The sequence below is a fragment of the Nonomuraea mesophila genome, assembly GCF_004352805.1.
Taxonomy (GTDB): Bacteria; Actinomycetota; Actinomycetes; order Streptosporangiales; family Streptosporangiaceae; genus Nonomuraea; species Nonomuraea longispora.
In genome coordinates, this window is record NZ_SMLD01000026.1 from 1 (window position 1) to 16640 (window position 16640).

Genomic DNA, 16640 nt, shown 5'->3' on the forward strand with positions numbered 1-16640 from the left:
GACAAAGACGGAGAACCACGCCACCCGATCCCTTGCCCCCGCCAGCCCAGCCGCCCTCTCCAAGCCCGTGTCGGATGCGCCTTTCCAACGGTGACGTACTGTCCGATCTGCGGATGTAGGGTGCCAAGGCAGTCGAAGTGGCATCTCTTGCCACAGGGGTGTCTCGTCGGATGCCGCGGCGGACCGCGCACAGGCTTGCTCGATCTCAGAGCCACCGGTGCCCCGGGCATGGAAGAGGTCGCCGATATGTGCTCGGGGGTACACACATCGACGACCTCTATCGGAGAATCGGTGTCCCTTACATCCGCGTTACAGGGTTTCTCCGATAATTTTCCGCCATCGCAAAGTTGGGGCTCCAGCAGTCATCGATGACGGTCGGTTACCTGCCGAATACGGCAACATAGGGCAACGCCTCACACGAACCCCCAGGGATGGACTAGTGGCCACCTCAGATCCGGTCTACCTGCGTGTCGTCGAAGACATCCGGCGACAGATCACCGACGGTACCCTTCCCCCCGGCGCGCCCATTCCGTCGCGGGCGCAGCTGACCCGCAAATATCAGGTCGGAGAGACCGCAGCCCGTCACGCCCTACGCGTGCTCGCGGGTGAAGGCCTCATCATCGGCCGCGTGGGCTCGGGCCATTACGTCAGGGAGCGCCCCGACCTAACCTCGTTGCATCGATGGCGGTTCTTGGATCATCCCGCCCCGTTCGCGGCAGACCTGCAGTCGCAGGGAAGGCGCGTGACATGGGACTGGCATAGCGAGCCAGCCGAAGCGGGACCCGACATCGCCAGGCGGCTACGCCTCAAGGAGTCGACCACGCTGAGCAGAACGCGCTACGTCTATCGCGGCGACGGCCGGCCGCTGCAGCTCGCCACCTCTTACGAGCCGATGGAGTTCGCCGCGCACTCCGAGGAGGAACGGCGCAGCCTGGTGGCGAGGATGTACGCCCATGGTGTGAAGATCACCGAGATCGTCGAGAGCGTGCACACCCGGGTCCCCCGTCCCGCGGAGATCGATGCGCTCGACCTGGCGGCGGGCGTTCATGTTCTACACATCGAACGCACCCACTGGGCCGGCGATCGTCCTGTTGAGACCAGCGACATCGTCATCCCGGGGGACCGCTTCCGAATCACGTACAGCATGCCGGTTTAAGGCCCGAACCCTGGCCCCAGCTCCGGTTTCGGGCCTCGGCTCCGACCCCAGCTCCGGTTTCGGGCCTCGGCTCCGGCCCCAGCTCCGGCTTCGGGCCTCGGCTTCGGGCCCCAGCTCCGGGCCCCAACTCTGGCTCCGGCTCCGGCTCCGGCTCCGGGTGAGCGCATCTCCTCGCCCGGAGCCCGCCCCTTTGTCATCGCCTCCACGGCCACAGCCCGCAGGCACACCCCCGATGGCAAGTTGTGACGGAAGAGCGCGCCGGCTGATGGTGCATCGGGACGGGGCTCCCATACCGGATGGCGGGGCATCGGGATGGGATGCGCATATCGTCTGACGGTGCAGCGTAACGCAGCACACCTGCCGCCAGGCGGGCGTACCGCAGCGAACAGGACAGCTTGTGCGGTGACAGGAAAGGATCAGCCGGTTGGCCTGTAGGGCGTTCCTGTCAGTTGGATGGTGCTGACCACGTCCGGTCGGCACTCGGGCGGCCAGGTAACGCAACCCGTGAAGGTCGGCAGGTTCACGGACCAAGAAGGGCAGAAACTGGCAACGCATCGCGCGGCGCGGCACGATGAGCGCGGTTCCCTATCGGCGAGCGATGATCCTGCCGGCCTCCGTCGGCGGTAACACTGTCCCGGTTGTCGTGCGTGTAGTACAGGCCGATGAGGACACCGTGCACGACATGATCCGCCTCTTCAACGAGCACTGGCGACGGACCGCGCGTCGGCGTGGCGCCGATGTGTCAGGAGGTGCTAGCGGCGCCGGGGATGTCCAGGTGCCGGGCGAAGAAGCTGATCGAGCTGTCGATCTCGAAGGACGGGACTCGAAAGTGGCCGCCGGGATTGGCATGCAGGGTCTTCTCGGTGGAGCCGAGCGCGTCGAACAGCTTCATGACTGAGTCCCGCGGATTACCTTCATCGTCCCACTGCAGCACGAACTCGACCGGGGTCGTGATCCGCGCCGCGGTGTCGATGAGCCAGTCGCTTCCGACGAGGCCGAGGACGGCGGCTTTGATCCGAGGTTCGGCCGCGACGAGGCGGATGCCCATTTCGCCAGCCTGGGACAGGCCGTAGTACCCAACGGGCCGGCTGTCGCCGACGGAGTCCAGATTCTGGAGCGCGTCCAGGGTGGTCTGCCAGTCGGGTATGAGCTGCGCTGCCACGGTCTCGTTGAGGGCGGGCCACTCCGGGCAGGACCGGAAGGACTCGCCCACGGCCTCTCGTTCCTGGATGAGTGCGACGAGCCGCCGGATCTCCGGGTGCTCCGGCCTGTCGCCGGTACCCGGAGCGTCGATCGCGGCGACCGCGAAGCCGCAGGAGGTGACGTAGGGGAAGGCCCGGGAAACGACCTCCCAGCCCTTCTTGTGCTGGCCGCCGCCGTGCCCGATCAGGACCAGCGGACGGGGACCGGAGCCCTCGGCGGGCGTCCACAGCACCCCAGGGATCTCTCCGATGGTGAAGAGCTGTTCGCGGATGCCGTCAGCGACGGTTTCTGAGGCGATGCGCATGGTCGGATTACATCGGCATTCCCGCTGACGGGCGAGCGAATTATGTGGGCGGCAGGGCCGGCGACGGTGGCGCCCACCGCGGTTGATCTCCCGCCGCCCGGTCACCGTTGGGTATGCCGCCAGGTTCCGTGGTCACGCCTGGATAGCGCCCTGCGCGCCAACCCGGTGATCGTTCCGGTCACCGCACCAACCGGTGAACGCATTTCGGCTCCGGTGCGTTGTGGTGCTGCCTCAAAGGGCTGCCGAGGGACCGCTCGCTCACGTCGGAGTGCGGAAGGAGCAGGCGGATCCTCCGTCCGACCGTACGCCGTAGTGACGCGATATTCCGCCTTGTGGGCGGCAAAGGTGGACGGGTGCCGTTCGCGACGAATGCGCAGGTCAGAGATTGTCGGTACGCGTTGATAGAACGGTCGCGGAGGTTGTCGATGCGAGTCAAGGATCTACCGAAAGGCGACCGGCCCCGCGAACGGCTCATGGCCAGTGGCGCTGCTGCGCTGGCCGACCGGGAGCTGCTGGCCGTGCTGCTGGGCTCAGGGTTTCGTGGGTCGAGCGCTTTGGATCTGGCCAGCCAGGTGATTCAGCACTGCGGGGATCTGGAGGCGCTCAGCCGCTCTGAGCCGCACAAGTTGCTCACCGTGCCCGGCGTCGGCCCTGCCAAGGCCGCGCGAGTGAGTGCGGCTTTCCATCTCGTACGGCGGGCGGACGCGTGGCCGGAGCGGGAGCAGATCAACAACACGTCCGACTTGGCACACGCGTGCGCTCCCCTGCTGCGTGATCGTGCTCAGGAGCGGCTGGTCCTGGTGGTGTGTGACACCCGTGGCCGGGTGCTGCGACGCGTGGTGCTGTCCGAAGGCGGGGCCGACCATACGACGGTGCCGATCCGGGAGGTGATCACCGAAGTGTTGACCGCGGGTGGCGCGATGTTCGGCCTGGCACACAACCATCCGGGCGGGTCTCTGGAGCCGAGTGTGGCCGATCTGGAAGCCACGGCCCAGCTTCTCGCGGCTGCCGAGACCGTCGGCGTACGACTCCTCGACCACCTGATCATCGTCGATGCGGCCTGGCGACGAATCCCGACATAGACCCAATCCGCCGCGGACTCTCGCCCAGCCAACATCAAACACCATGATCTTGTGCATAGCGACGAACTGCAGTTTTCCAAGAGACAACCATGAGAGCCTAATGCCGCGGGTGGCCGATAGGACATCAGTCGGCCGGCACCCGTCATGGCGTGGTTCTGTGCCTCCGGAGGGCGCGTCGCCACGTCCATGGTTTCGCGCCGGTCCCGGGCGAAGCCCGATCGTTTACGTCGTGCGATTGGGCAGGCGCGTCGCCAGAGACCGGCGCGAAACACCTTTGGTGCAGGACGGTTTTTGGCACCCTCACTGCTTGACGGACTTCAGACGCGGCAACTGTCGACCGTCAACTGGTGGGCAAGGCCTTGCGGTGGAAACTGCATGGCCTTGCCCACCCTCCGTGGGCAGCCGGGAATCACTGGCCTTCCATAACTGGATCCAGGGCGCGGAGATCCGCGGCCAGTGCGCCCGAATGCTTCCCGGCTTCACCGTCAACGCGGCAGATCCGGCCATCCCTCCGCCGGCGTGAACGTCACACGTGTATCCACGCCGTCGCCGAAAGTCGAGCGATCATCAGACTCTCTGCCTGACCCCAGATAAGCCCACTCGAGACTCCTCGGGCGTAACGGTCGTGTCCTTAAGGAGGGAAAAGGACGGCGATCCCGACCATCCACCTGCATCCGAACACCGTCGACCATCCGAACCTCGACGAGCCGACTCTCCTCCCACGGGCCGGCCAAGTCCGTACGGTCGCGGGAGGCGAGCTCCGACGCGGTGTCATGCCTGATCCGCACCGACCCCGACGACACAGTGGAGACCATGCGTCTGTCAACGGTTGTCCGATAGCCCGCTTCGATGTGGCCGTGACGGTGGTGTGCGCATGGCACGTGAGAACACCCTCCTGTCCCAACGCCTGATCGCCATACTGATGACGACGACAGCCCGCAGTCCGGTTCGGTGAACGATCCACGCCATACACCGTCGGCTACAGCCCTCCCTGCCTGCGCGGGGGCAGAGTGCGTTCAGAGGAACGTCGCCGCCGGAAGGGCGGGAGGCGACGGCGTCCGTGTTCCACCAGGTCGAGCGCCGTCATCCAGCAGCGGGCCGACTGCCGCCGGTCGGAACCAGCGTGGTCAGACACCCGTGGAAGACCACGGTCACCTCTCCGTCCTTGAACACCTCCGCGAGCGTGCGGCGGCACCACTCACGTGCCCGCTCGGCGCTGTCGTTCCCGCGGGCGATGGCACTGTCCACGCCGACCTCCCCCAGCACGTAACGCAGGTAGTCGTCCAATGTCATCGGTACGGGAATGTCCAGGTCGGTGTGATCGAGCAGGCTCAGCCCCGTCCCGGCGAGAGGCGCATCGTGTACGGCCGTCGGCCGCCATCCAGGCGGTGACGGAAATCGTTGCTCGAACGACTCGAACCACGCCGCCAGCGCGTCGCCTGTGAGCGCGGAGCGGCCTTTGGAGAAGTCGTACACGAGGCAGATCCCGTCAGGAGTCAGGACGCGAGCCACCTCGGCAAGGGCGGCCGCAAGGTCGGTGTAGTTGAGTGAGCCGGCGGCGGCGACCAGGTCGAACGACTCCGCGGCGAACGGCAGCCGCTCCGCTGCGCCGATGACGAAACGAGCGGAGGGCGCGACGGATCGTCGGTGCGCGAGCATGGCCGGCACCGGCTCCAGGCCGATGACCTGGTGGGCCAAGGGCGCGAGTGCCGCAGTGGACACGCCCGCGCCGCATCCGACATCCAGGGCTCGCCGGAGCGGACGTTCGAGGCGTGCCGACTCGAGGATGCGCTGATGCACAGGAGGACGGTCGAAGGCGTAGCTTGCCGCCAGCCGTTCGCTGTCATAAACGCTCGGCATTCTCCACCCCGGTGTCGCGATCCACTCCTCGACGGCAGCGCCTTACGCGGTTGCCCACTGTCTCATCACACGGTGAGGCTGTTCATCCCGACGGCCTGGTACGGCAAGCCTCCGGAGAAGTGTCCCCGTGGAGCCTGATCCCGCTGAGGTGCTCGGTTCCGGTGATGCCAAGCCAGGTCAGCCGGGCGTGGACGTCAGCGGCCACGGCGGCCAGAGGATCAACGGCTTCGCGAGCACAGCGTCAGGCCGTGGTGGTCCTCGCGGCGAAACGGCGGCCAGGCGAGCGTAGGTGTCACCATTGCGCAAAGGGGCCAGACCGGCAGGGCCCGCTGCGCTGGGTCCGACTTCCGCCATCGGCAGCGGCGTTCGGCCTGCCGGGTGCGGTGAGTCCGGCCAGGCGAACCACATCACAGGCCTGCGCCGCGATCTCGACACAGCCCACGCGGGTCTGGCCATGCCCTTCCGTTCCGGCCCGGTCGAGGGGCACGTCAACCGCATCATTATGTGAAACCTGATCTGTCAAGCGGGGGCCATGCGGCTCGGCAGTGGATATCGGCCGGCTGGTCCCGTGAAGAACCTGGACAATCGGCTATCGTGTTGGGCATTTCCGGCTTCGAGCCGACCTTTCTCGTCGGGCTTGAAGCCGTCCGCGAGAACCATGGACCCAGCCTGGCCGCGCTTGGTGGCCGCCGCCTGACGGGGTTCGCGATCGTGCGTTTCGTCGAGGACGGGGACTGGTTCGCTGACTGGCCCGTCGTCTTGGACTTCGACGGTGTCCGGGTAGAGATCTGCCACTGGAAGTTCGATGAGCTGTCGATCAGCTGGAACACCATCGACACGACGGCTGCGATCACCGGCTGGGAGTACGTCGAGGAGACACCTGCGTGGTCCAGCGCCGATGAACGGCTTGAGCCGTTCATCGGCCAGGAACTGCGCGAAGTTGCTCTGCTCGAGTGGCGTCCTTCGAGTTACGACCTGGCGGACGGCACCCTCGCTGTGGAGTTCCTCTTCAACGCCGGTCGTTTCCACATCGCCAACGCTCTTGATGAGAACAGCATCGATCTCGGCGATGCCGATCCGGACTTCGTGCGGCACCGGTTGGGCTGTGGCGCGCTCGAACAGGGTCATGGGTTCTTTGGCGTTGTAGAGCGGTGAGGCGTGGTGGAGCGGGCCCGGTGGCTGGTGATGTTGCCACGGACGTCTGCTGTCGGGACGCCAGCTTTGCGGCAGAGCAGCGGGATGATGGTGCTGTTGATGTAGGTCGATGGGACGCGGCGGGCGTGGAAGGCGAACAGGAAGTCCGCGTGCTCGCCGGTGCGGCGGTCGGATGTGGTTCCCGCGCCCGACCGGGTTTCTCTCCGGCAGGCCTTCCTCGATCAGGAAGTCACAGAACAGCCTGACCGGCACCCCGCTGCTGCATCGTCGCGTTCGACGACCCGGTCCCCGGGGTCAGGGACATCACGTTCACGCCAGACCGGTTCGGCCGGGTCGCCGGCTCCCGCACGAACACCGCGTCCTCCTCGTCGGCTGAACCCGACCCTTCGCGAAATTCGTGCCGGAACCAGTATTCACGCGTCGTCGACACCTCAGACTCATCCTGGCCGGCACCTTCACAAAGGGACTCCCACAGGTCACGCACGCGGGAGTTCGGTCTAGTGGTGAACTCCTCGACCTTCGTCTTCCCTCCCCTCTGGTGATTTTGAGAATGGAGAACAGGCCGCCCGCGATGCACAATTCATAAACCACCGGCATGCACTCACACGTGCTGTCCCTGACGCGCACCCGCGGGCGCTTGGCCGCCGGCTCCCATTTGATTGCTCCGTGCACGTCGACACCCGGCCGAACGTGCCGACCGTGCAGGTCGCCTTCTTCCCATTGCATGACGCTCACTATAATCTCGCCACTATCTGCTGGTCTAGAGGACGTATCCATAGACCTGGTAGGCGCGCACGTTGAGCGGACATGTACGGTGTCGTCTATAATTCGGGCGTGCTAGATCGCGAAGGGCCCGTGCCCATCTACAAGCAGGTCGCCGACCTGGTCCGCGATCAGATCGAACGCGGACAACTCCAAGCGGGCGATCCGGTGCCGAGCGAGGCCACGCTCGAAAAGGAATATGACATCGCGCGGACGACCGCCCGGCGGGTGGCCCGGGAATTGCGCGAACAAGGGCTGGCGTACACCGTGCAGGGCGAAGGCACGTTCGTCGGCCCGCCGGGCGCGCCGCGATCGCCCAAGACGATGCCGATATATCAGAAGATAGCCGGAGAAGTCGCGGCAAATATCAAGAACGGCGATATCCCGCCGAACAGGGCCATCCCCGGCGAGAAGATGATGATGCGCCAGTACGGCGTCGCCAAAGTCACCGTACGCCAGGCCGTTGCCTACCTCAGAGAGCAGGGATGGGTCTTCACCGTCCCTTATCGGGGCACATATGTGAACAGCCCCGAGAAATGGCCCATAAATCGGGAATCATAGCTGTCGCGTCCGCGAGGCCTCCCCCGGACAGGGATACCCGGAACAGGGACACCCCGGACAGAGACGCCCTGGACAAAGACAGCCCGGACAGGGACGCTCCGGACAGGGACGCCCGGACGGCGCGAGGCGGAACCACGCACGATCGTCGTGGTGTCGTTCACCTCATGACCCACCCCGCTCTCAAGCGGCGGCGCCTTCCACGCCGGTCCCCGACGGACTGGAGGCGGCGACGCCGTCCGCGCCAGGCGCCCCGACGACCTGGAACCCCTCCCCCTGTGCACCCCAGGTGACCTCGGCGAGCACAAGGAACACTTCCCCCGCGCGATCTCGCCCCGGCCCTGCCGCCGGTGTCGTCGGACAGGACCGGACGCGAGCCCGCCCCTCGGCCTCGGCTCGTGGGTGTGCACGAATTCGCCCTTGTCGTCGAGCATGGCGCGCGGTCGAGGGCGGACAAGCACACCGCGATGACCTTTCCCGGCGGGACGAGACCGGTGAGCAGGGCAGGCTCCTTCGCCGGGAGTTCCGCGGCTCCCACCCTCTGAGTGCCCCGGCTGCGTGAACAGTTCGCCGAGCGGGGGGCCGGATGCCGGCCCGGACACTGGCACCTGCCACCCGGCACTCGGCATTTGGCACTGGGCACCTGGCACCTGGCACTGGGCACCGGCACCCGGCACCCGGCCAGGCGTGGACCTCAGGGCGCCAGGCTAGAAGACCGGGATGATCTCCTCGGGATCGATGAAATCCACCTCCACCCCTTCCAGGTCGAGCTCCGGGATGGCGGGGAAGGCGATCCCCCAGCGCTCCACGATCACCCGGACCCTGGCCATGGCCACGCGCCAGTTCTCCGCCTGCTCCTCGTACGACAGGACGCCGAGCCCGGCTTCCCTGGCGTGGTCCATGAGGACGCGGTGGTTGGCCAAGAAGTACGGCGGCAACTCCCAGAAGCCCTCAGGCGGCTCCCAGAGGATCATGCTGAGGAAGACGAATCCGGCTCTGAGCTGTCGGGTGATGAGCGATTTGGTGTCTTCGGTGAGCCCGGGCCACTCGTTCTCCAGGATGGTCATGCATATCTGGAGATGTCGAGACTCGTCCCTGCCGATGCGCTGGAACATCTCGCCGAACACCGGGTGCTGCGTCCCCGAGGCCATGCCCCTGAAGAGCGTCGAGGCGGCCATCTCACCCATCATGAAGCTGGTGAACAGCACAGGGAGCGAGTATTTGCCCACGGCCGAGTTGTAGCCGTTCCAGTAGCGGCCGCCGTTGTGATAGAGCCAGCCGATGTTGTTGTGAGCGGCCGATTCAAGGTCGTCGGAGGGCGTCCAGTCGAGCGGCCCGCCCGGCCAGAGCCTGGCGATGGCCCGCTGGCAACACTCCTCGTGGTTCATCTCGTCACGGGTGATCGAGAAGAAGCACTTCCTGACCGGGTCCTCCTCGTGTTTCTCGAAGGCCTGGATGGTGGCGCGGGCGAACACCGCCGGCCCCGAGGCGTCGAAGTTCGCCAGGACGGCGAACCAGTACATGATGCCCAGACGCTGCTCGCGGGTGAAGTCGTCCGGGTCGAGGCCGTCCCAGGGCAGGTCGGCCGGGTTCCAGACCATGCGCTTGGACTTCTCGTAGATGGCGGCGAGTTTCTCCGTCTCGACTCGCCATTCCATGGGATAGATGTTGGGCTGCGGGATCTGCGGCGCAGGCCAGAAACCGCCCTCTGGGATCGTGAGGTCCGCCATGTGTGACACCTCCTCCCCCATCCTGCGTGTCGGCGTCACGTCTTTCAAGTACGGGCTCGCTGGGTGACGGCCACACAGACCAGGACGGCCAGCGCCGCGGCCACCGTGACCGGGCCGAATCGTTCGCCCATCAGGGCCCACGCCCAGACGAGCGTCAGGAGCGGCTGGGTGAGCTGGGTCTGTCCCGCTCTGGCGATGCCGCCCTGGGCCAGGCCCGCGTACCAGGGGAAGAAGCCGAGGAACATCGAGACCAGCGCCACGTAGGCGAGACCGGCCACCGACGGCGGGGTCGGGTTCATCGGCGTGGCCAGGGCCAGCACCACCGTGAGGGGCACCGTCAGCGGGAGCGACAGGACGAGGGCATGGGAGATCACCTGCCAGCCGGGGGTGTGCCTGGCCAGCCGGCCGCCCTCCGTGTAGCCGACCGCCGCCGACAGCAGGGCTCCGACCAGGAGCAGGTCGGGCCAGGTGGGCCTGCCGTGGTGCTGGGTGAGGGTGAAGGCGGTGATGGCGACGGCGCCGGCCGTACAGCCCACCCAGAAGAGCGGGCGGGGACGCTCGCCGGCCGAGACGACGGCGCAGGCGGCGGTGGCTGCGGGGAGGAGCCCGGTGACCACCGCGGCGTGCGCCGTGCTCGCGCCCAGGTCCAGGGCCAGGCCGCTGAAGGCGGGGAAGCCGAGGACCACGCCCAGGGAGATCAGGACGTAGGCGCGCCACCGGCCGCGCGGGGGGAGCAGCGGGCGGCCGGCGGCCTTCAGGCAGATCAGCGCCACCACGCCCGCCACGGCGGCCCGCCCCAGGGCGGTCAGCCACGGGTCGAAGCCGCGCATCGCGTGGACGGTGGCGGGAAAGGAGCCGGAGAACGCGAGGACGCCGAGGAAGGCCAGGGCGGTGCCCCGGCGTCGCCGGCTTTGCTCCGAGCCGGGCTCCGAGGCGGGGACCGCTACTCCATCACGGACAGTAGCGCTATTCTCCTTCTTCATGGACAACGATAGCAGTATCGCCAAGATCGCTGCGATACTGCGTGACGAGGCCGCCAGGCTCGGCGCCGGCGCGCGGCTGCCGTCCAGCCGGGAGATCATGCGCAGGCACAACGTCAGCCCTGTCACGGTGTCGCGGGCGCTCGGACAGCTGGCCGCCGAGGGGCGGGTGGTGACCAGACCCGGCAGCGGCACGTACGTGGCCCAGCGGGTGGCCAGGACCGAGGACGCGGCCGACCTGTCGTGGCAGACCGTCGCCCTGGGCGACCGGGTGGTCGACGAAGGCCCCGTCGCGGAGTTGCTGGGTGTGGCGGCCGAGGGCTCCGTACCGCTCACGGGTGGCTACCTGCGTCCGGGGCTGCGGCCCGACCGGCAGCTGGCCGCGGCGGCGGCGCGGGCCGTGCGGCGGCCCGGCGCCTGGGCCATGCCGCCGCTGTCCGGCCTGCTCGAACTGCGCAGATGGTTCGCGGCGCAGGCGGGAGGCGACGTGACCGCCGCCGACGCGCTGATCGTGAGCGGCGGGCAGGCGGCGCTGACGCACGCGTTCCGCGCCCTGGCCGCACCCGGCACGCCGGTGCTGGTCGAGACGCCCACCTACCCGGGCGCGCTCGTGGCGGCCAGAGCCGCGGGGTTACGGCCCACGGCGGTGCCCATGGACCGCGAAGGGGTACGGCCCGACCTGCTGGCCGAGGCGTTCGCCGTGACCGGAGCACGGGTGTTCCTCTGCCAGCCCACCCTGCACAACCCGACGGGCGCGACCCTGCCGGCCGGGCGCCGGGCGCAGGTGCTGGACGTCGCCAGGGCGGCGGGCGCGTTCGTGATCGAGGACGACTTCGCCCGCTACCTGACCGCGCAGGCGCCACCGTCGCTGGCGTCCATGGACCGGCACGGCACGGTGGTCCACGTGGGTTCGCTGACGAAGATCCTGTCGCCGAGCATGCGGGTGGCGGCGGTGATCGCCAGAGGACCGGCCGCGCACCGGCTGCGGGCCGGGCAGCTCGTCGAGTCGTTCTTCGTGGCACGGCCGTTGCAGGAGACGGCGCTGGAGTTCGTCGGGTCACCGGCGTGGCGGCGGCACCTGGCCGCCGTGCACGCCGAGATCGAGGTCCGCCGCGACGCGCTGGCCGCCGCGCTCGCCGCGCGGATGCCGCGGGCCGAGCCGCACCTGCTGCCCGCCGGCGGGATGCATCTGTGGGTACGGCTGCCTGCCGAGATCGACGAAAGCGCGCTGGTGGCGGCCGCCCGGCGCCACGGCACGCTGGTCAGTCCCGGCCGGATCTATTACCCCTCCGAGCCGCCGGGGCCGCGGATCCGGGTGACCCACATGGCCGCCGCGCACCTGGCCGAGCTGCACGAAGGGGTACGCCGGCTCGCCAGGGCCCTGGACGAGGTCACCATGGAGCCCTGAGGGCCGCACGTGTGCTTGATCCACGCGCACTAGAGTGACCGGCATGCCGTGCCCCGCGGAGCTCGTACGCGACTTCGTGAACACCTACGACGTCGAGGCCCGGGCGGACGACCTGTCGTCGCCCGCCGAGCTGGCCGTGTGGCTGCGCGAGCGCGGCCTGGCCGAGCCGCGCGACCGGGCCAGCGACGACGACCTGCACACCGCGATCGCCCTGCGCGAGGCGCTCAGGACGGCGCTCAGGCGCGAGGCGGCCGAGCTGCCCGCGTTGCCCCTCACGATCAGGGCCGGGCAGGGCGAGCGGCCCGGGGCGGCGCCGGCGGGCGGCGGCGTGCGGGGCGGGCTGGCGGCGATCGCCGTGGCTGCCGTGACCGCGTCGTGGGACCGCCTCAAGGTGTGCGCGGAGGGGACGTGCCAGTGGGCGTTCATCGACGCGTCGAAGAACAGGTCGCGCTCGTGGTGTTCCATGCGGGTGTGCGGGAACCGCACCAAAACCCGGGCTTACCGGGCGAGGAGGAAGGGTTCGCGTCGTCCCCAAGGGTCAAACACCGATACGGTGTAAGTCGTGCCTTGTGGCATGAACGGCAGTCGAAGGAGCGGGCCGAGATGGCAGACGTAGGCGTCCGGGCGGCCCGGCGCGAGGATGTGCTCCAGGTTGCGAATACGCAGATCCGCGCCTGGCGTTACGGCTATCGGGATTTCCTCCCCGAGGGGCCACTCGAGCAGATGACCGGCGCGGCTGCGGAGAAGATGTGGCTGCGCCAGTGGGACGAGGCGATCGTCGCCCCGCCCACCGCCATGCATCGAGTGCTGGTGGCCGTGGAGACCATCCTCGACACCGAGGGCTTCCCCGCGCTGGGCAAGGGGGGCAGCGCCGCGCTGACCACACCCCGTGGCGGCGAGCGCGTGGTGGGGCTGGCCTCCCACGCTCCCGCCGAAGACCCCGACCTCGATCCCAGCGTGGTGGCCGAGATGCTGACGCTGCTGGTCGATCCCGACTTCGTACGCCGGGGGCACGGCAGCCGCCTGCTCAACGCCACCGTCGACCACCTGCGCGAGGACGGCTTCCGGCAGATCGTCACCTGGGCGTTCGCCGACAACTACGCGGTGCTCGGTTTCCTCGAGTCGGCCGGCTGGGGCGAGGACACCGCCGAACGCGTTCTCGACATGGGCCGCCCGATCAGGATGGTCCGGCTCACCACCGACATCAGTTAAAGGGCCGACGACATGGCAACCACCGGTCAATGGATCGCGGGCGCCCGCCCGCGCACGCTCCCCAACGCCGTCGTCCCCGTCATGGTGGGCACCGGCGTGGCCATCGGCGAGGGCGGCTTCGTGTGGTGGCGGGCGATCCTGGCGCTGCTCGTGGCGCTCTCCCTGCAGATCGGCGTCAACTACGCCAACGACTACAGCGACGGCATCCGCGGCACCGACGACCAGCGGGTCGGCCCGATGCGGCTGGTGGGCTCGCGGGCGGCCACGCCCCGGCAGGTGCTGACCGCCGCGCTGGGCAGCTTCGCCGTGGCGGCCGTGCTGGGCCTCGTCCTCGTCATCGTCACGCGCGCGTGGTGGGTTCTGCTGGTGGGCGCGGCGTGCATCGCGGCGGGCTGGTTCTACACGGGAGGCAGGCACCCCTACGGCTACCGCGGCCTGGGCGAGGTCGCCGTGTTCATCTTCTTCGGGGTGGTGCCCGTGGTCGGCACGGCGTTCGTGCAGACCGAGTCGCTGAGCTGGGCGGCGTTCGTCGCGTCGATCCCGGTGGGCCTGCTGTCGTGCTCGATGCTCGTGGTCAACAACCTGCGCGACGTCGGCACGGACGGCCAGGCGGGCAAGCGTACGCTGGCCGTGCTGCTGGGGGCCGAGCGCACCCGCGCCCTCTACGTCGCCTGCCAGGTGGTGCCGTTCCTGGTGGCGCTGGCCATGATCCCGATCACGCCATGGGCCGCGCTGGTGCTGCTGGCCGCGCCGCTGGCGGTCCCGCCCATCAGGGCGGTGCTGGGCAGGGCGGTCGGCCCCGCGCTGATCGCGGTGCTGCAGCAGACGGGCAAGCTGCAGATGGCGTACGGCCTGCTCTTCGCCGTGGGGCTGGCGATCATCTTCTAGGGTGGACGGGTGAAGGATTTCATCGCCGGTCTGCCCAAGTGCGAGCTCCACCTGCACATCGAGGGCACCCTGGAGCCCGAGCTCAAGTTCGAGCTGGCCAGGCGCCACGGCCTGCGGCTGCCCTACGCGGGCGTGGAGCAGATGCGGGCCGCCTACACCTTCGACAGCCTGCCGTCCTTCCTGCGCATCTATTACGAGGGCATGCAGGTGCTGCGCACCGAGCCCGACTTCTACGACCTGGCCATGGCCTACCTGCGCAAGGCCGCCGAGCAGAACGTGCGCTACGCCGAGATCTTCTTCGACCCGCAGGCCCACACCTCGCGCGGGGTGCCGTTCGACGTGGTGGTCAGAGGGCTGCGGCGGGCGCTGCTGGAGGCGGAGGCGCGGCTCGGGGTGCGGGCGCAGCTCATCATGTGTTTCCTGCGCGACTTCCAGGCCGAATACGCGATGGCCACGCTGCTGGAGTCGCTGCCCTACAGGGAGTGGATCGCCGGCGTCGGGCTCGACTCCGACGAGAAGGGCAACCCTCCGGTCAAGTTCGCGGCGGTCTATGAGCGGGCCAGGCAGGAGGGCTATCTCCTGACGATGCACTGCGACGTCGACCAGGACGACGCGGTCGAGCACATCCGCCAGGCCGTCGAGGACATCGGCGTCAACCGGATCGACCACGGGGTCAACATCCTGGAGGACCAGCGGTTGGTGGAGGTGGTCCTGGAGCGCGGCATGGGGCTGACCTGCTGCCCGGTCTCCAACGGCTTCGTCACCGACTCGATGAAGGCCGAGGGCATCCGCAAACTGATGGACCTCGGCGTACGCGTGACGATCAACTCCGACGACCCGGCCTATTTCGGGGCGTACGTCGGGGAGAACCTGGAGGCCCTGCAGGGCGCGCTCCAGCTCACCAGGGACGAGCTGGCCCGGCTCGAACGCGACGCGTTCGAGATCGCCTGGCTGCCGCGGCACGTCAAGGACGCCTACCTCGCGGAGGTGGACGCCTACCTCGCGCGGGGGTGACGTGTCCAGCGTTATCACAGTTGGATAACTGCGGGTATTCAGCGTAAAAAGAAGGCATCCTCTTGCTGGAGGGACGATGCCCGACTTTGCGATGCTCTCGGATGCGCCGGTGGATTGGCGGGGAGATCTGCTCCAGTTCCGGCGCTACATTAATCCACTCATTTCGGTCATCACCCATCCCGGCACCCAGACGCCCCTGACCATCGGCATTTTCGGCGCCTGGGGAAGCGGCAAGTCGACCCTGCTGCGCATGGTCGACGAGCGGCTCCTTGACCAGCACGGCGACGATTTCGTCCGGGTGCATTTCAACCCGTGGGTGCACCGCCGCGAGCCCGAGATGTTACTTCCCCTGCTGAACGCCCTGCACGACACCCTCAACGCCGACCCCGGCCGCCGTTTCGCCGACACCGTACGCCGGCTCAGCGCGATCATGCTGAACCTCGCGGCCGACGAGATCCTGAAGAGAATCAACCTGGGCTCCGCGAGCGTGGAGAAGATCGGCAAGCTCGCCCAGCAGTACGCCGAGCTCCGCGGCCAGGTCGACAGCCAGACCGGCCGGTTGCGCGGCCTGCTACAGCAGGAGGCCGACCGCCTGGCCGCCAAGGGCAAGAAGCTCATCTTCTTCGTGGACGACCTCGACCGGTGCGAGCCCGATCAGATCATCGACGTGCTCGAATCGATCAAGTTGTTCCTGGACCTCAGCAACGTCTTCGTCGTGATCGCGCTCGCCAAGGACGTGGTCGACCGCGGGGTGTCGGTGAAATATCAGCCGTTCGGCCTCTCCGACCACACCCTCGTCGCCGACGACTACCTGGACAAGATGATCCAGCTCCCGTTGCACCTCTACCCGCTCGGACCCGCGGAGGTGGGGAGCTTCATCCGCGAGTCGTTTCCCGGCGGGATGGCCGCCGGGCATGTGGAGACGCTGGAGCGGATCGTCGCCCCCAACCCGCGCAAGATCAAGCGGGTGCTCAACCTGCTGCGCCTGACCGAGGCCGTCATCGAGAACACGCCCGGTCTGGCCGGGCTGCGCACCGACCTGGTCGTGCGGCTGGTGGTCCTGCGCGTGCAGAGCCCGGAACTGTTCGCCGACGTGGTACGGCAACCGGCGCTGCTGGTCGCACTCGAACTCGCCTACCAGGACAAACTGGTCACCGACGTGCTCCAGGGCTTCCAGGCGCGTTTCGGGGCTCAAGCCGACGAGGTGCAGCGGCTGACGCAGGTCCACCACGACAGGCACGCCTTCCTGGCGCCGTTGTTCGCCGAGTCGGCGTTCGAGGCGACCGCAGGTGAGCTTCCCACCTACCTGACCATGATCGGCGGGTGAG

The 16640-nt window shown here is 68.2% G+C and carries 16 protein-coding genes; 10 read left to right on the plus strand and 6 right to left on the minus strand.

Annotation, left to right across the window (positions count from 1 at the left end):
• Positions 1–439: 439 nt before the first annotated feature.
• A complete protein-coding gene (locus E1295_RS12805) occupies positions 440–1156 on the plus strand; it encodes a GntR family transcriptional regulator (RefSeq protein ID WP_132630480.1) in 717 nt (238 codons plus the stop codon).
• A gap of 742 nt (positions 1157–1898) precedes the next feature.
• On the opposite strand, the gene E1295_RS12815 is transcribed toward E1295_RS12805, so the two are convergent.
• Positions 1899–2663, minus strand: coding sequence for a dienelactone hydrolase family protein (locus E1295_RS12815; protein WP_132630481.1), 765 nt, complete (start codon positions 2661–2663; stop codon positions 1899–1901).
• Between the two features lie 425 nt (positions 2664–3088).
• Here E1295_RS12815 and radC point away from each other — a divergent pair, with 425 nt between their 5' ends.
• Complete coding sequence (gene radC / locus E1295_RS12820; RefSeq protein ID WP_132630482.1) at positions 3089–3745, plus strand: RadC family protein; 657 nt, start codon at positions 3089–3091, stop codon at positions 3743–3745.
• Between the two features lie 1083 nt (positions 3746–4828).
• Here radC and E1295_RS12825 read toward each other — a convergent pair.
• Positions 4829–5605 (minus strand): class I SAM-dependent methyltransferase, encoded by a 777-nt coding sequence (locus E1295_RS12825; RefSeq protein ID WP_132630483.1) that lies wholly within the window; start codon positions 5603–5605, stop codon positions 4829–4831.
• Positions 5606–6199: 594 nt separating this feature from the next.
• On the opposite strand from E1295_RS12825, the gene E1295_RS12835 reads away from it, so the two are divergent.
• Positions 6200–6760 (plus strand): hypothetical protein, encoded by a 561-nt coding sequence (locus E1295_RS12835; RefSeq protein ID WP_220448680.1) that lies wholly within the window; start codon positions 6200–6202, stop codon positions 6758–6760.
• A 229-nt stretch (positions 6761–6989) separates the two neighbouring features.
• Here E1295_RS12835 and E1295_RS12845 read toward each other — a convergent pair whose 3' ends face one another.
• Positions 6990–7244: a hypothetical protein gene (locus E1295_RS12845; RefSeq protein WP_220448681.1), complete on the minus strand. Its 255-nt coding sequence runs from the start codon at positions 7242–7244 to the stop codon at positions 6990–6992.
• A 323-nt stretch (positions 7245–7567) separates the two neighbouring features.
• Between E1295_RS12845 and E1295_RS12850 the strand changes: the two genes are divergently transcribed.
• A complete protein-coding gene (locus tag E1295_RS12850; protein WP_132630486.1) occupies positions 7568–8083 on the plus strand; it encodes a GntR family transcriptional regulator in 516 nt (171 codons plus the stop codon).
• Here the strand turns inward: E1295_RS12850 and E1295_RS52410 are convergent.
• The 3 genes from E1295_RS52410 to E1295_RS51810 form a co-directional block, all read right to left on the minus strand.
• Positions 8016–8219: a pentapeptide repeat-containing protein gene (locus E1295_RS52410; protein ID WP_132630487.1), complete on the minus strand. Its 204-nt coding sequence runs from the start codon at positions 8217–8219 to the stop codon at positions 8016–8018. The genes E1295_RS12850 and E1295_RS52410 overlap by 68 nt on opposite strands.
• 568 nt (positions 8220–8787) lie before the next feature.
• Positions 8788–9810, minus strand: a complete 1023-nt coding sequence (locus tag E1295_RS12860; RefSeq protein WP_132630488.1) for a hypothetical protein — start codon at positions 9808–9810, stop codon at positions 8788–8790.
• A gap of 44 nt (positions 9811–9854) precedes the next feature.
• On the minus strand, positions 9855–10793 hold the full coding sequence (locus tag E1295_RS51810; protein WP_132630489.1) for a DMT family transporter: 939 nt from the start codon (positions 10791–10793) through the stop codon (positions 9855–9857).
• On the opposite strand from E1295_RS51810, the gene E1295_RS12870 reads away from it, so the two are divergent.
• From E1295_RS12870 to E1295_RS12895, 6 genes are all read left to right on the plus strand, one after another.
• On the plus strand, positions 10792–12198 hold the full coding sequence (locus E1295_RS12870; RefSeq protein ID WP_132630490.1) for an aminotransferase-like domain-containing protein: 1407 nt from the start codon (positions 10792–10794) through the stop codon (positions 12196–12198). The genes E1295_RS51810 and E1295_RS12870 overlap by 2 nt on opposite strands.
• A 43-nt stretch (positions 12199–12241) precedes the next feature.
• Positions 12242–12757 carry a CGNR zinc finger domain-containing protein gene (locus E1295_RS12875; protein ID WP_132630491.1) on the plus strand — a complete coding sequence of 172 codons (516 nt, stop codon included), beginning with the start codon at positions 12242–12244 and terminating at the stop codon, positions 12755–12757.
• Positions 12758–12801: 44 nt separating this feature from the next.
• Positions 12802–13410, plus strand: a complete 609-nt coding sequence (locus E1295_RS12880; RefSeq protein WP_166427196.1) for a GNAT family N-acetyltransferase — start codon at positions 12802–12804, stop codon at positions 13408–13410.
• 12 nt (positions 13411–13422) lie between these two features.
• A complete protein-coding gene (locus E1295_RS12885) occupies positions 13423–14298 on the plus strand; it encodes a 1,4-dihydroxy-2-naphthoate polyprenyltransferase (protein ID WP_132630492.1) in 876 nt (291 codons plus the stop codon).
• A 9-nt stretch (positions 14299–14307) separates the two neighbouring features.
• Positions 14308–15312: an adenosine deaminase gene (add, locus tag E1295_RS12890; protein ID WP_132630493.1), complete on the plus strand. Its 1005-nt coding sequence runs from the start codon at positions 14308–14310 to the stop codon at positions 15310–15312.
• Between the two features lie 76 nt (positions 15313–15388).
• A complete protein-coding gene (locus E1295_RS12895) occupies positions 15389–16639 on the plus strand; it encodes a KAP family P-loop NTPase fold protein (RefSeq protein WP_132630494.1) in 1251 nt (416 codons plus the stop codon).
• The last annotated feature ends 1 nt before the right edge of the window (position 16640 follow it).

Coding starts and splice junctions, on each gene's coding strand:
- E1295_RS12870 (WP_132630490.1), top strand. CDS start 10,792: ATGGACAACGATAGCAGTATCGCCAAGATCGCTGCGATACTGCGTGAC.
- E1295_RS12895 (WP_132630494.1), top strand. CDS start 15,389: ATGCCCGACTTTGCGATGCTCTCGGATGCGCCGGTGGATTGGCGGGGA.
- E1295_RS12880 (WP_166427196.1), top strand. CDS start 12,802: ATGGCAGACGTAGGCGTCCGGGCGGCCCGGCGCGAGGATGTGCTCCAG.
- radC (WP_132630482.1), top strand. CDS start 3,089: ATGCGAGTCAAGGATCTACCGAAAGGCGACCGGCCCCGCGAACGGCTC.
- E1295_RS12875 (WP_132630491.1), top strand. CDS start 12,242: ATGCCGTGCCCCGCGGAGCTCGTACGCGACTTCGTGAACACCTACGAC.
- E1295_RS12850 (WP_132630486.1), top strand. CDS start 7,568: ATGTACGGTGTCGTCTATAATTCGGGCGTGCTAGATCGCGAAGGGCCC.
- E1295_RS12860 (WP_132630488.1), bottom strand. CDS start 9,810: ATGGCGGACCTCACGATCCCAGAGGGCGGTTTCTGGCCTGCGCCGCAG.
- E1295_RS51810 (WP_132630489.1), bottom strand. CDS start 10,793: ATGAAGAAGGAGAATAGCGCTACTGTCCGTGATGGAGTAGCGGTCCCC.
- E1295_RS12885 (WP_132630492.1), top strand. CDS start 13,423: ATGGCAACCACCGGTCAATGGATCGCGGGCGCCCGCCCGCGCACGCTC.
- E1295_RS12825 (WP_132630483.1), bottom strand. CDS start 5,605: ATGCCGAGCGTTTATGACAGCGAACGGCTGGCGGCAAGCTACGCCTTC.
- E1295_RS12815 (WP_132630481.1), bottom strand. CDS start 2,663: ATGCGCATCGCCTCAGAAACCGTCGCTGACGGCATCCGCGAACAGCTC.